This window comes from Amycolatopsis sp. NPDC047767 (assembly GCF_040704195.1).
GTDB lineage: Bacteria > Actinomycetota > Actinomycetes > Mycobacteriales > Pseudonocardiaceae > Amycolatopsis.
Genome location: NZ_JBEYSJ010000031.1, coordinates 55128 through 68422 on the forward strand (window position 1 = coordinate 55128; position 13295 = coordinate 68422).

The 13295-nt window shown below is 73.3% G+C and carries 15 protein-coding genes; 9 read left to right on the forward strand and 6 right to left on the reverse strand.

Annotation, left to right across the window (positions count from 1 at the left end; all coding sequences use genetic code 11):
* Positions 1–44: 44 nt before the first annotated feature.
* From bioD to AB0878_RS38295, 4 genes are all read left to right on the forward strand, one after another.
* Positions 45–764 carry a dethiobiotin synthase gene (bioD, locus tag AB0878_RS38280; RefSeq protein ID WP_366585919.1) on the forward strand — a complete coding sequence of 240 codons (720 nt, stop codon included), beginning with the start codon at positions 45–47 and terminating at the stop codon, positions 762–764.
* 93 nt (positions 765–857) lie between these two features.
* Positions 858–1874, forward strand: coding sequence for a biotin synthase BioB (gene bioB / locus AB0878_RS38285; protein WP_366585921.1), 1017 nt, complete (start codon positions 858–860; stop codon positions 1872–1874).
* Positions 1861–2079: a hypothetical protein gene (locus AB0878_RS38290; RefSeq protein ID WP_366585826.1), complete on the forward strand. Its 219-nt coding sequence runs from the start codon at positions 1861–1863 to the stop codon at positions 2077–2079. The genes bioB and AB0878_RS38290 overlap by 14 nt, the downstream gene beginning before the upstream one ends.
* A 56-nt stretch (positions 2080–2135) precedes the next feature.
* Positions 2136–2741 (forward strand): DUF2567 domain-containing protein, encoded by a 606-nt coding sequence (locus tag AB0878_RS38295; protein ID WP_366585828.1) that lies wholly within the window; start codon positions 2136–2138, stop codon positions 2739–2741.
* A gap of 15 nt (positions 2742–2756) precedes the next feature.
* Here the strand turns inward: AB0878_RS38295 and AB0878_RS38300 are convergent, their stop codons facing one another.
* Together AB0878_RS38300 and AB0878_RS38305 are read right to left on the reverse strand one after the other, a co-directional pair.
* Complete coding sequence (locus tag AB0878_RS38300) at positions 2757–3479, reverse strand: LON peptidase substrate-binding domain-containing protein (RefSeq protein ID WP_366585830.1); 723 nt, start codon at positions 3477–3479, stop codon at positions 2757–2759.
* Between the two features lie 39 nt (positions 3480–3518).
* Positions 3519–4154, reverse strand: a complete 636-nt coding sequence (locus AB0878_RS38305) for an NUDIX domain-containing protein (RefSeq protein ID WP_366585923.1) — start codon at positions 4152–4154, stop codon at positions 3519–3521.
* Between the two features lie 113 nt (positions 4155–4267).
* On the opposite strand from AB0878_RS38305, the gene nadA reads away from it, so the two are divergent.
* From nadA to AB0878_RS38330, 5 genes are all read left to right on the forward strand, one after another.
* Positions 4268–5281 carry a quinolinate synthase NadA gene (gene nadA, locus AB0878_RS38310; RefSeq protein WP_366585832.1) on the forward strand — a complete coding sequence of 338 codons (1014 nt, stop codon included), beginning with the start codon at positions 4268–4270 and terminating at the stop codon, positions 5279–5281.
* Positions 5278–6918 carry an L-aspartate oxidase gene (locus AB0878_RS38315; RefSeq protein ID WP_366585834.1) on the forward strand — a complete coding sequence of 547 codons (1641 nt, stop codon included), beginning with the start codon at positions 5278–5280 and terminating at the stop codon, positions 6916–6918. The genes nadA and AB0878_RS38315 overlap by 4 nt, the downstream gene beginning before the upstream one ends.
* The gene (gene nadC, locus AB0878_RS38320; RefSeq protein ID WP_366585836.1) at positions 6915–7814 is read left to right on the forward strand and encodes a carboxylating nicotinate-nucleotide diphosphorylase; all 900 of its coding nucleotides are present in this window, start codon (positions 6915–6917) and stop codon (positions 7812–7814) included. Before AB0878_RS38315 ends, nadC begins: the two co-directional genes overlap by 4 nt.
* Before the next feature lie 72 nt (positions 7815–7886).
* Positions 7887–9059, forward strand: a complete 1173-nt coding sequence (locus AB0878_RS38325; protein ID WP_366585838.1) for a S8 family serine peptidase — start codon at positions 7887–7889, stop codon at positions 9057–9059.
* A 4-nt stretch (positions 9060–9063) separates the two neighbouring features.
* A complete protein-coding gene (locus AB0878_RS38330; protein ID WP_366585840.1) occupies positions 9064–9417 on the forward strand; it encodes a hypothetical protein in 354 nt (117 codons plus the stop codon).
* A gap of 435 nt (positions 9418–9852) precedes the next feature.
* Here AB0878_RS38330 and AB0878_RS38335 read toward each other — a convergent pair whose 3' ends face one another.
* Genes AB0878_RS38335 through AB0878_RS38350 form a run of 4 tightly spaced genes read right to left on the reverse strand, consistent with a single transcriptional unit; the run spans position 9853 to position 13226 of the window.
* A complete protein-coding gene (locus AB0878_RS38335) occupies positions 9853–10215 on the reverse strand; it encodes a hypothetical protein (protein ID WP_366585842.1) in 363 nt (120 codons plus the stop codon).
* Complete coding sequence (locus AB0878_RS38340; protein WP_366585844.1) at positions 10212–11513, reverse strand: alpha/beta hydrolase; 1302 nt, start codon at positions 11511–11513, stop codon at positions 10212–10214. Before AB0878_RS38340 ends, AB0878_RS38335 begins: the two co-directional genes overlap by 4 nt.
* Positions 11514–11529: 16 nt before the next feature.
* Entirely contained in the window at positions 11530–12831 is a 1302-nt protein-coding gene (locus AB0878_RS38345; RefSeq protein ID WP_366585846.1) for a WXG100 family type VII secretion target, read from the reverse strand.
* Entirely contained in the window at positions 12828–13226 is a 399-nt protein-coding gene (locus AB0878_RS38350; protein ID WP_366585848.1) for a hypothetical protein, read from the reverse strand. Before AB0878_RS38350 ends, AB0878_RS38345 begins: the two co-directional genes overlap by 4 nt.
* Positions 13227–13295: the final 69 nt, after the last annotated feature.

Genomic DNA, 13295 nt, shown 5'->3' on the forward strand with positions numbered 1-13295 from the left:
TGGTGCGCACCGGGTGCGGGTGACTAAGTTGATGGCCCGTGACCATGCTGGTGATGACGGGGACCGGGACCGAGGTCGGCAAGACGATCACCACGGCGGCGATCGCGGCGCTGGCGCTCGCGCAGGGGCAGCGCGTCGCGGTGCTCAAGCCGGCCCAGACCGGGGTTGCGCCGGGCGAGGCGGGTGACCTCGACGAGGTCGTGCGCCTGGCCGGCAAGGGCGTGACCACGAGTGAGCTGCGGCGCTACCCCGACCCGCTCTCCCCGGAGGCGGCGGCGCGGCGCAGCGGCCTGCCGACGCTGGGCCCGGGCGAGATCGCGGCCGCCGCCACCGCACTCGACGCCGAGCACGACCTCACGCTCGTGGAAGGCGCCGGCGGCCTGCTGGTGCGCTTCGACGCCGACGGCAGCGGGCTGGCCGACGTCGCGTGGGCGCTGGGCGCGCCGATCGTGATCGTCGCCCAGCCGGGCCTCGGCACGCTCAACGCGACCGCGCTGACCGCGGAGGTCGCCACGCGGCGCGGGCTCAACGTCGCGGGTGTGGTGGTCGGCGCGTGGCCGGCCGCGCCGGATCTCGCGTCCGTGGAGAACCTGCGCGACCTGCCCAATGCGGCAGGGGCACCCCTGCTCGGGGTCCTGCCCGGGGGGCTGGCGGCGACGGATCACGATACGTTCGTGGAACGAGCGCGCGCCGGGCTCTCGCCGTGGTTCGGCGGGGAGTTCGATCCCGAGGCTTTCACGCGGGCCGCTTCCGCGAATAAGTGACGGGCGTCGCAGCCCGTGCGGCGGGCTCTCAGGCACCATGACGAAGAACGCGCCCGTGCAGTACCCCGACAGACAGGAGACGTCGTGACCGCAGTGGCGGGAAAGCCGGATACCGGGGATGTGCTGGCCGTGGCGCGCGAGCAGGTGCTCGAGCGCGGGGTCGGACTGGCGCAGGACCAGGTGCTGGCCGTGCTCCGGCTGCCCGACGAACGGCTCGGCGAGGCGCTGCAGCTCGCGCACGAGGTGCGCATGCGCTGGTGCGGCCCGGAGGTCGAGGTCGAGGGCATCGTCAGCCTCAAGACCGGCGGCTGCCCCGAGGACTGCCACTTCTGCTCGCAGTCGGGCCGCTTCCCGTCGCCGGTGCGTTCGGCGTGGCTCGATATCCCGGGACTGGTCAAGGCCGCGCGCCAGACCGCCGAGACGGGTGCGACCGAGTTCTGCATCGTGGCCGCCGTGCGCGGTCCGGACAAGCGGCTGCTCTCGCAGGTCCGCGAGGGCGTGCAGGCGATCCGCGCCGACGGCAACGACATCCAGATCGCGTGCTCGCTCGGCATGCTCACCCAGGAGCAGGTGGACGAGCTCGTCGAGATGGGTGTGCACCGCTACAACCACAACCTCGAGACGGCGCGCTCGCACTTCCCCGACGTCGTGACCACGCACTCGTGGGAAGAGCGCTGGGACACCCTGCGCATGGTCGCCGAGGCCGGCATGGAGGTCTGCTGCGGCGGCATCATCGGCATGGGGGAGACGGTCGAGCAGCGCGCGGAGTTCGCCGTGCAGCTCGCCGAGCTGAGCCCGCACGAGGTGCCGATGAACTTCCTCATCCCGCAGCCGGGCACGCCGTACGAGAACTTCGAGATCGTCGAGGGCAAGGACGCGCTGCGCACGGTCGCGGCGTTCCGGCTCGCCATGCCGCGCACGATGCTGCGCTTCGCCGGCGGCCGCGAGCTGACCCTGGGCGACCTGGGCGCGGAGCAGGGCATGCTGGGCGGGATCAACGCGATCATCGTCGGCAACTACCTGACGAACCTCGGCCGGCCCGCGAGCGCGGATCTCAAGATGCTCGACGAGCTGAAGATGCCGGTCAAGGCCCTCAGTGACAGCCTCTGAACCAGCCGCTGACGCACCCGCCTTCTGCGTCCACTGTGGACAGGCGTCGCCCGGCGGCGCCGATCACGACGCCTGCCACAACCCGCGCACGGCGCTCGAACCGCCGCGGTTCTGCGTGTTCTGCGCCCGCCGGATGGTGGTTCAGGTGACGCCCGTCGGCTGGACGGCGCGCTGCAGCAGGCACGGCGAGACCGCCAGTGGTTGACCGCGGGTGCTGACCGGTTACGCTCGGTCCGCACAAACGCAGGGAGGGAGTCCCGGGTGGTCGATTCCGCGGGCAAGGCAGCACACCGGTCGTCCGCCGTGGCCGACGCCTGGTCGGTGCCGAACCTCTTCCCCCCGCACCGCGCGCGGCCGAAGGTCGTCGTGAAGGCCGACCTGCTGCCGGCCGTGAGCGTGCTGTCGACGGCGGGCCTGCTGGGCATCCCGCTCGGCTGGCTGTGGTCGCTCATGGCGCCGCCGCAGCGCATGCGTGTGGTCAGCACCCAGGACCCGCCGGTGCCGCTGGAGCTGGAGAGCTGGCACCGCTTCGACGACCTCGCCATCTACGGCTTCCTGGCGCTGGCCACGGGCCTGGTGATCGGCGTGATCGTGTGGCTGATGCGCGAACGCCGGGGTCCGGTCGTCTTCGTGGCCGCCGCCGGCGGTGCCGCGCTGGCCGGCTGGCTCGGCACGCAGGTCGGGGCGGCGTTCGTGAACGCGAAGTACGCGATCGACGCCCCGCCGGCTCTGGGCGCGGTGATCTCCGCGGCGCCGCGGCTGGAGTCCGGGTGGATCTGGCTGGCGGCCCCGTTGGTGACCTCGCTCGTCTACGCGCTGCTCGCGGCGTGGAACGGCCGCGAGGACCTCGGCCGCCGCCTCGGCTGAGGCCGGGGGTCGCCGCTAGTTGAGGTTCGCCGGCTTGGAGAAGTCGGCGAACTCGGTCGGCGGCAGCGGCACGGCGCTGAGCGTGTCCAGGAACCACGCTTCGCGCGTGAGCAGCCGGCAGACGATGCGCAGGCGCCGCAACGGGTGCGTCTCCTCCAGCAGCAGCTGGCGGTCTTCCAGCGGCAGCAGGCAGTCGGCGGCGAGCTGGTAGGCGAGCTCGTTGACGTCGGCGTCGTCGTCCGGTGTGGTCCAGTCGTCGTCGTGCCAGGCGGCCTCGCAGTACCGGCGGTGGGCCGCGCGCGCGACCTCGCCGAGGCGCTGCGCGGGTTCGGCCGCGCTGGCGGGCACGGCGTCGTCGGGCAGCCAGTCGACCACGCCCATCAGGTAGGGCGCCGACGTGCAGTCGAGCTCGCGCAGGCGGAAGCGGCGGGCGGCCTTGGTGACCACGTCGTAGCGCCCGTCCGGCAGCCGCTTCGCTTCGCGCAGCACGGTGCTGCAGCCCACGTCGTACACATGGTCCAGACCACGTACCTCACGCACGAGCGGGGCGCGCAGCGCGATCACACCGAACTCGCGCCCCGGCACGGTGCCGCCCACGAGGTCCGCGGTCAGCTGCCGGTAGCGCGGTTCGAAGATGTGCAACGGCAGGTGCGTACCGGGCAGCAGTACGGTCTGCAGCGGGAACAACGGCAGTGTCGCCGTCCCGCTGGGGTTCTGCTCCTGCTCCGGCTCGGTCACGCGTCCACCGTACGGGTACCGGGGCACGCTCGCAGTCCGTCACCTTTTCGGCGGCGGCTTGAGGACTGCGAACGGGTCCGTGATCTGCATCCCTTTGCCCGCGAAGGAGAACAGCGCCGCCGGGCGCCCGCCGGCCCGGCCGGGTGACGCGGTGTCCCCGGTGGGCACGAGGAGTCCCCGGCGCGACAGCACGCGCTGCAGGTTGGTCGCCGACACCCGGTAGCCCAGCGCGGCGGAGTAGAGCCCGCGCAGCGCGGAGATCGTGAACTGCTCGGGCGCCAGGGCGAAGCCGAGGTTGGTGTAGCTGAGCTTCGAGCGCAGCCGGTCGCGGGCGCGCAGCACGATCGCCTCGTGGTCGAACGCGGTGCGCGGCAGCGCGGTGACGTCGTGCCACTGCGTGTCCTCGGGGACCTCCGGGTCGACGTCCGACGGCACGAGGCCCAGGAACGCCGTGGCGACCACGCGCGGTCCGGGCACGCGTTCGGGTGCGCTGAAGACCGAAAGCTGCTCCACGTGCTTGAGCTGGCGCACGTCGACCTTCTCCGCGAGCTGGCGGCGGATGGACGTTTCGACGTCCTCGTCGGGGCGCAGCCGCCCGCCGGGCAGCGACCAGCGGCCCAGGTGCGGGTCGAGCGCGCGCTGCCACAGGAGCACGCGCAGTGTGTCCGAGCGCACTTGCAGGACGGCGCACAGAACCTCGTGGGCCAGGGGGGTCTGGGTGTTAAGATGACTCCGCACGGTTTTCGATTATAAGGCGAAAACCCGTCGACGGTCCAGGAGGGCCAGACATGACCACCACGGTTGATGAGCAGGACCTGACCCCGTACGGCGGGGTGGAGGCGAACGCGGACTGGGCGGAGGAGGTGCGCGAGCTCGCCCGCAAGCGCGACGCCGTCCTGCTGGCGCACAACTACCAGGTCCCCGAGATCCAGGACATCGCCGACTTCACCGGCGACTCGCTGGCGCTGAGCCGCATCGCGGCGAGCAGCGACGCGTCCACGATCGTCTTCTGCGGCGTGCACTTCATGGCCGAGACCGCGAAGATCCTGGCGCCGCAGAAGACGGTGCTCATCCCCGACGCGCGGGCCGGCTGCTCGCTCGCCGACTCCATCTCCGGCGCCGAGCTGCGGGCCTGGAAGGCCGAGCACCCGGGCGCGGTGGTGGTGTCGTACGTGAACACCACGGCCGAGGTGAAGGCCGAGACGGACATCTGCTGCACGTCGTCGAACGCGGTCGACGTGGTGGCTTCGATCCCCGCTGACCAGGAAGTTCTCTTCCTGCCGGACCAGTTCCTCGGCGCGCACGTGAAGCGCGTGACGGGCCGGCAGAACATGCACATCTGGGCCGGCGAGTGCCACGTCCACGCCGGGATCAACGGGGCCGAACTGGCCGCGCGGGCCGAGGAGAACCCCGACGCCGACCTGTTCATCCACCCCGAGTGCGGCTGCGCGACGTCGGCGCTCTACCTCGCGGGCGAGGGCGTGGTGGCGCCGGAGCGGGTGAAGATCCTGTCCACCGGCGACATGGTGGACGCGGCTCGGGACACCAAGGCGCGCTCGGTGCTGGTGGCGACCGAGATCGGCATGATCCACCAGCTGCGCAAGGCCGCGCCGGAGATCGACTTCCGCGCGGTGAACGACCGCGCGTCCTGCCGGTACATGAAGATGATCACGCCCGCCGCGCTGCTGCGGAGCCTGCGTGAAGGCGCGGACGAGGTCCACGTGGACCTCGAGACCGCCGCCCGGGCGCGGGCCTCGGTGCAGCGGATGATCGAAATCGGGCAGCCCGGCGGCGGCGAATGACCACCCCGGTTAACGCTTTACAGGCGAAAACCCCGCTGTGGGAGGCCCGCGCGGACCTCGTCGTCGTGGGCAGCGGGGTGGCCGGGCTGACGGCCGCGCTGCGGGCGCAGGAGCTCGGGCTCCACGTGCTCGTGGTGACCAAGGCCGCGGTGTCCGACGGCAACACGCGCTGGGCCCAGGGCGGCGTCGCGGTGGTGCTGGAAGGCGAGCACGACCGCGGCGACTCGGTCGCGAAGCACGCCGAAGACACCTTCACCGCGGGCGCCGGCCTGTGCGACGAAGATGCGGCGCGCTCGATCCTCGACGGCGGCCCGGCGGCGGTGGCGTGGCTGCGGGCCAGTGGCGCGGAGTTCGACGCCGGAACCGAGGGTCTGGCGCGCACCCGGGAGGGTGGGCACAGCGCGTTCCGCGTGATCCACGCGGGCGGCGACGCCACGGGCGCCGAGGTGGAGCGCACTCTGGTGGCGCAGGCGGGCGACCGGCGCGTGCCGGTGCTGCAGCACCACATCGCGGTCGACGCGTTGCTCACCCCGCTCGGCGAGGTGGCGGGCGTGACCGTGCTGGACCGCGACGGCGTGCCCGGCGTGGTGCGGGCTTCGGCCGTGCTGCTGGCCAGTGGCGGGTTCGGCCAGCTCTACCAGGCGACGTCCAACCCGGAGATCGCGACCGGCGACGGTCTGGCACTCGCCCTGCGGGCGGGGGCGACCGTGGCCGACGTCGAGTTCGTGCAGTTCCACCCGACGGTGCTCTACACGCCCGGGGCGCGTGGCCGGTGCCCGCTCGTCACGGAAGCCGTGCGCGGTGAAGGCGCCACACTTGTCGACGGCGCCGGCCAGCCGGTGATGGCCGGCGTGCACCCGCTGGGCGACCTGGCCCCGCGTGACGTCGTGGCGGCCGCGATCACCCGGCGGATGGGGCTGGCGCCGGGCGGCGTCGACGACCACGTTTTCCTCGACGCCACCGGCATTTCCGGTTTCGCGAAGCGGTTCCCGACCGTGCACGCGGCGTGCGCGGTGCTGGGTCTCGACCCGGCCGTGGACGCGATCCCGGTGACGCCCGCGGCGCACTTCGCGTGCGGCGGCGTGGTGACCACTGTGGACGGACGTTCCGGTGTCGCCGGGCTGTACGCCGCGGGTGAGGTGGCCCGGACCGGGCTGCACGGGGCCAATCGGCTGGCGTCCAACAGCCTGCTCGAAGGCCTCGTGGTGGGGCACCGCGTGGCGCAGGCCGTGGCCGCCGACCTCGCGGCCGGGCGGCTGCCGGACCCGTCGCGGGGGCGCCTGCCCTCGCGGACGTCGGCGCCGGCGGCCGAGCGTGACGCGCTGCAGCGCGTGATGAGCCGTTACGCCGCGATCGGCCGCGATGCCGACGGCCTGGCGGCGGCGGGTTCCGTGGTGGACCTGTCCACGCAGGACAGTCCGTTGTGGACGCACGCGGCCGTGGAGGACGCGGCGCTCACCGTGGTGGCGCAGGCGTTGCTCGCGGCGGCGGCGCGACGCACAGAATCGCGTGGCTGTCACGTGCGGTCCGATTTTCCTGAGCGCTCCGACGTCTGGCAGCGCAGCCAGCTCATCCGGCTCAGCCCCTCCGGCCAGCCCGTGCTGGCCGACCCGATCGCCCTGGAAGGTGTGGCATGACCGAGTTGTTCCCGTTTTCCGACGCCGTCTCGCGCGCCCTCGTGGACGCGGGGCTCGAGGTGGCCGACGTCCGCCGCGTCGTGACCACGGCGCTCGAAGAGGACCTGCGTTACGGGCCGGACGCCACCACGGCGTCGACCGTCCCGGCCGACGCGCGCGCGGTGGCCGAGCTGACGCCGCGTTCGCCCGGTGTCGTGGCCGGGCTGCCCGTGGTGCTGGCGGTGTTCGACACGGTGCTGGGTCCGGACTACGAGGTGGTGTCCAGCCGGCCCGACGGGTCGCGGGTGGCGGCGGGCGAGCCCGCGCTCGCGGTGCGGGGCACCGTGCGCGGCCTGCTGACGGCCGAGCGGACGGCGCTGAACCTCGTCTGCCGCCTCTCGGGCATCGCGACGGCGACCGCCCGCTGGGTGTCCGAAGTGGAGGGTTCGGGCACCGCGATCCGCGACACCCGCAAGACGACGCCGGGCCTGCGGCTGCTGGAGAAGTACGCGGTGCGCTGCGGTGGCGGCGTGAACCACCGCATGGGCCTCGGCGACGCCGTGCTGATCAAGGACAACCACGTCGTCGCCGCGGGTTCGGTCACGGCCGCGCTGGCGGCGGCGCGCGAGCACGCCCCGGAGCTGGCGTGCGAGGTGGAGGTCGACAACCTGGCGCAGCTGGAGGAGGCGCTCGCCGCGGGTGCCGACGAGGTGCTGCTGGACAACTTCACGCCGCAGGACTGCGCGAAGGCCGTGGAGCGGCGCAACGCCGTTTCGCCGAAAACGCGGCTGGAATCCTCTGGTGGCCTCACCCTCGACCGTGCTAAGGCCTACGCCGAGTCCGGTGTGGACTACTTCGCGGTGGGGGCGCTCACGCACTCCTCGCCCGCGCTGGACCTCGGGATGGACCTGCGCTGAACCTGTCGCCGCGGCGCCCGCTCGACTAGAATCCCGTTGTCGGACAGCGAGATTCTCCGGGAGGGTGCCGCGGTGAGGTGGCCAGCCGTCTTCGCCGTGGCCGGTCTGGTGGCCGCCTCTTCCCTGTCGTCCGTCGGTGTCGCCGGGTCCGCGAACGCGGTGGGGGCGTGCGCGAACCCGTCCGGCACCTACACCGGCGCCGTGTCGTGGGGCCAGCGGCTCGTCGACCCGCAGCGCCTGTGGCCGCTCACCCGCGGCGACGGCCAGGTCGTGGCCGTGATCGGCACGGGGATCGACGCCCAGAACGGCCAGTTCGCGCCCGGCCAGGTCCTCACCGGCCCCGGCACGGCCCCGTCCGACTGCGACGGCCGCGGCACCATCGCCGCGGGCATCGTCGCCGCGCAGCCTTCGGAGGAGACGACGTTCGTCGGCGTCGCACCAGGCGCGAAGCTCCTGCCGCTGCAGTACGTCGACGCTTCTTCCCACGACGGCGGCGACCCCGGCGCCTTGGCGGGCGCCATGGACACGGCCCTCGACCGGGGCGCGGGGGTCCTGCTCATCGCCGTGCTGGCGGCGTTCGACAGCCCGGCTCTGGACGCGGCGGTCGCGCGCGCCCATGCCCGCGGCGCCGTCGTGGTCTCCGCCGCGGCCGCCACCCAGCAGGGCGCGCACACCTATCCCACCGCGTCGACGGGCGTGCTGGCCGTCGGCTCCACGAACCAGGCGGGCGCCCCGGTCCAGACCGAAGCCGGCGACTACCTCGGCGTCGCCGCCCCGGGCGCCGACCTGGTCAGCACCTCGGCCGGCGCGGGCGGCGCCGTCGCGCACCGCTGGCCGGTGACGGACCCGGGCCTGGCCGCCGCCTACGTCGCCGGCGTCGCCGCACTGGTGCGCGCCGCCCACCCGGACTTCACGGGCGATCAGGTCGTGACCCGCCTGACCCTCACGGCTTCGCGCCCCCCGTCGGGCGGCCACGACCCCCGCCGCGGCTGGGGCGTGGTGGACGCTTATGCCGCCGTTTCGTCGACGCTGCCCGCTTCCGTCGCGGGCCCGGGCGCGTCGGTCGCTCCGGTTGCCCTGCCTGCCGTCGCCCCTGCTCCGGCCCCGCACACCTCGGCCGTGGACGTCCCCGCCGCCGCCATCGCCCTCGGCGGCGTCGCGCTGGCCGCCGCCGCGGGCATCGCCGTCGCCACCGTCCGCCGCGGCCGCCGCCGCTCGTGGCGCGCCTCCCGGTTCGGGTCGTGATCCCGTGCGCCGCGTCCTGGTGATCGGCCTCGACCCCACCCGCCTCGACGGCTGGGACCCCGCCCCGGTCCAGGCCGCCATCGCGCGCGGCCAAGCCACCTTCGCCACCCACGGCCTGGCGTCCGACCTCTGCTTGATCGCTCCGGACGACAACCCGCTGGCCACCATCGAATCCGCCCTGACCCAAACCGACTACGGCTGCATCGTCATCGGCGGCGGCATCCGCGGCCACGAGCCGTTGCTGGAACTCTTCGAGCAGGTCGTGAACCTCGTCCACCGCCTCGCGCCCGCCGCGGCCATCGCCTTCAACCGCACTCCGGAGGACACGGCCGAAGCCGCCCTGCGCTGGCTTCGCTGACACCTCACCCCGGCACCGCGACCGCCGGCCGGGTCGCCGCGAAGACGGCGCGGAACGGGCGGGCAGTCGGCGGTCGTGGCGCGGATTCGCCGTCGCACCAACGGGTTCGACACGTGCTGAACCGCGGTGGCTGCGGCGGCGAGTCAGGCGTGCTACCGAGCGTTCCGCGCCCGTTTCGCTGCCTCGCAGGTCGACGCGGTGGGCGGGTCGCGGCGTGTATTTGCTGTTGCACCAATGGGTTCGTCCGGGCACAGTACGTTCTGAACCGCGCCGCGGGTGGCTGCGGCGAGCCAGGCGCGCTACCCCGTGTCCCGCGCCGGTGTCGCTGCCTCGCAGGTCGTTGCGGTCGGCGGTCGTGGAGCGGATTTGCCGTCGCACCAACGGGTTCGGCCGCTTGCCTGCCCTCGACGCCGAGGTCGACGGCAGCTCATGACCTCAGGCCGGCACCACGCACCGCGTCGAGCCGATGATCGCGACGCCGCCGCCGGCGCGGGCGACGTGGACGGTGAAGTCGGCGCCGTCGCGGTGGAAGCGGGCGATGAGTTCGCGCGGGGTGCTGCGGTCGTGCGCGGACCAGCCCGCGGCTTCCAGCGAGGGCAGCACCGATTCCGCCAGCTGGTGTTCCGCGTCGCCGCGGTGGTCGAGGCGGACGCCGTACTGCCAGCACACCAGGGTGCCCGGGTGGGCGGGGTCGCAGTCGAGCTCGCCGTCGACCGTGGGGACGGCGCCGGGGCCGAAGGTGGCGGCGACGCCGTCGATGACGGCCGTGAGCTCGTCGGCCAGCAACGGGAGGGTCATCGCTGCACCCCCGGCACGGTCGTGAGCGCGCCGCCGGTGAGGACGCCGTAGATGTTGGTCCACGAGTCGGAGCCGGGCTTGAGCACGTCGCTGTGGGAAGACAGGCCCCAGAGCTCGTTGCCGGCCGCGTCGTGACCCGTCGCGAGGTCCGTGACGCCCGGGAACGTGTCGGGGTCGGCGCCGTGGCCGATGCCGGTCCACTCGGCGCCCCAGGCGTTGCCCTGGGCGACGACGATGGGGTCGAGCGGCGCCGTCATCGAGAAGCGCTGCACGCCCGCCTGGCTCGCGGGCAGGTCGGCCGGGCTCCAGACGCCGTGGCCCATGCCGGCCGACTCCACGTGCAGCACACGGTCGACGGCCAGCCCCTGCGAGTCGGCCAGTCCGACGGTCGCGCCGCCGTAGCTGTGGCCGATGGCGGTGATGGTCGCGGCGCCGCCGGTCTGGGTGTCGACCTGGCCGCGCAGCTCGTCGCCGAACGTCTTGAGGTCCGGAGCCATCGTCTGCGCGTAGCTCGCGTCCGGGCCTTCGACCAGGGGGTTCTGCGGGAAATCGCCGTCGGCCCACACGACCATCGCCGTACGGCCCGTCGGGTCGGCGGCTACCAGGCTGCGGCCGAGGTCGGCGTAACCCTGGAAGTTGTCCAGCCGCGTGTTCACACCCGGCACGAACAGCCCGACGTTGCGCGTCCCCGGCTGGATCGAGCCCACGAGCTCGGCGATCCGTCCGTCGGCCGCGGGGTCGAACCGCAGGATCTGCCGGTTGTTCGCCAGAATGTCCTGGTACAGCGCGATCCTGCGCTGCGAACGCGCGATGTCGTCGGCGCTGCCACCGGCAGACTGAAGCTGCGCAAGATGCGTCTGCTCCGAAGTCAGCGCGGCCGAAACCTTGGTGCGGTTCGCCGCGATGTCCTGAGCCCACGCCCCGCTCGCCGCCGCCCCGACGGGACCGCTCACCGCCGGCAGCGGGTCCTCGGGCAGCAACGACCGGTAGGAAGCCGCCACCTGCTCGTCGGCCCGCCGGTACCCCGCGGCCGACGCGGTGAGCCCGTTCTGCAGCACCTTCGCGCGCTGCACCTGTCCGTCGATCTTCTCGCCGAGCTCGGACAACGTCTTCTTCAACGTCGCGGCGCAGTCCGCCGAAGCGGAAACCTGGCCGAACGCCGTGGCGGGCACGGAAATCCCCGCCACGGCCTTCTGCGCCGTCTCGAGCGCGCCCGCGCGCCCGCCCAGGTCCGCCGCGGCCGCGTCGAGCTTGGCGGGAGCGACCCGGTAACCCCCGGAGTCCACTGCAGCAGTCACCGAGCCGTCCTCCCGATCAGTAGGTTTCCGGCTCTTCGCCGATCACCGACGGAGCCACGGGCGCCTGCTGGCCCCACACGTTCTCCGTCTCCACGAGCCACGCCGGAATCCGCCGTCCCGAACCGAGGTCGCTGCCGGCGCCCATGCCCATCGGCATCATGGGCATCATCGGCATCGCGCTCTTCGCCGCCGCGCCCGCGGCACCGGCCGCACCGCCCGCGAGTCCACTGAGGACGTTCGACGCGCCGCCGTCGCCCGCGAGGCCGGAGTGGGCCGCCGGGGCGTCGCTGCCGCCGGAAAGCCCTCCGCCGCCGGGGATTCCGCCGCCGTCGAGCGACGGCGCGCCACCGCCGCCGATCGGGATGCCACCGCCGGCGCCGCCTTCGGTGCCCGCGCCGCCGCCGAGCTTCGTGCCCGCCGGCTCGTCCTTCTTGTCGTCGGAGTCCTTTCCGGACGCCCACGCCGGCACCTTCGGCATGATCGAACCGAACCGTCCGAACGCCGCCGCCGACGCCGCCGCGAGACCCGCCGTGAACATGTCGCCGAACAGCGGACTGCCCGCGGTGGCCGGGTCGGAGCCCGGAACCCCCGGCGTTCCCGCCACGGAGCCGTCGGCCGGCAGCGGGTGCGAGTCGGCCGGGGTGCCGACGACGACCCCCGGGTCGGCCAGGCTGTTGCCGGTCGCGCCGCCACCGGACGCACCGCCACCGGCCGGGGGAGTGGCAGGCGCGTCGACCGCGTTGGGCGAGACGGGGATCGAGTCCTCGGCGGTGGTGTAGTTCGTGGCCAGGTTGGTCATGACCACGATCGCCTTGGCGTGGGCGGAACCCGCGGCGTTCGCGGCCTGCTGCTGCGCCTCGACGTTCGCGATCGCCTGCTGCCGCTGCTGAGCCGCGGCGGCGAGGGTCGCCGGCGACGAGTCGGGCGGCAGCAACGGCGGGTTCACGGCCAGCGCGACCTCACCGGGCGAGACGTCCGGCACCGAAACCGGCGGCGGCATCTCGGCCTTGGCCTTCACGAGCGCGTCGGCCGCGTCCTCCAGCATGTGCTGCATGCCCTGCGCGGTCTGCGCGACCTTGCGGATGCCGCCGACGAGGTCGGTGATCATGTGCGAGTACTGGTCCGCCGCGCCACCGGTCCACTCGCCCGAGAAGTCCGAGAGCTCCTTCGACAGGTTCTCGGCCTGCTCGTGGAGCCCGATCGCGGTGGAATTCCACTGGTCGGCCGCGGCCTGGGCGCTGCTGGGGTCGCCGGCCTGCAGCATCGCGTACAGCTGCTGGTGCGTGTACGCGGCGAAGTTGGTGCGCGCGCCGCTCATACGTCCGTCCCCCCGGAGTGGTTCGAGCCGCCGGACCCGAGGCCCAGCAGCGAAAGCAGCGGATCGAGCAGCCCGGTCTCGCTGCCCGACTGGTGGAGATCGCCGGCCACCGACTGGTCGGCCTGCTCGTAGCCGTCGGCGACGGTGGTGGTCACGTCCTGCGCGAACGTGATCGCGCCGCGGACCTGTTCGAGCAGTCCCCGCATCTCCGCGACGGCCGCGCGGTGGGCGTCGACGAGCGAGCCGGCTTCCCCGAACTCCCCGAACAGCAGCGGGTGGTCGCCGAGCGTGCTGAGGAAGTCGTCGGGCTTGGACATCGCGTGGATCTGGGTTTCCAGCTCCCGCACGAAGTCCTTCAGCGATTGGAGGTGAACGTAGTACGACTGGTCGTGCATCGGTCCCGACCCTCTCGTGCAGAACGGACGCTGGAAAGCCGGTCGGCCGGTGCGAGCGGGGGTTTCTCG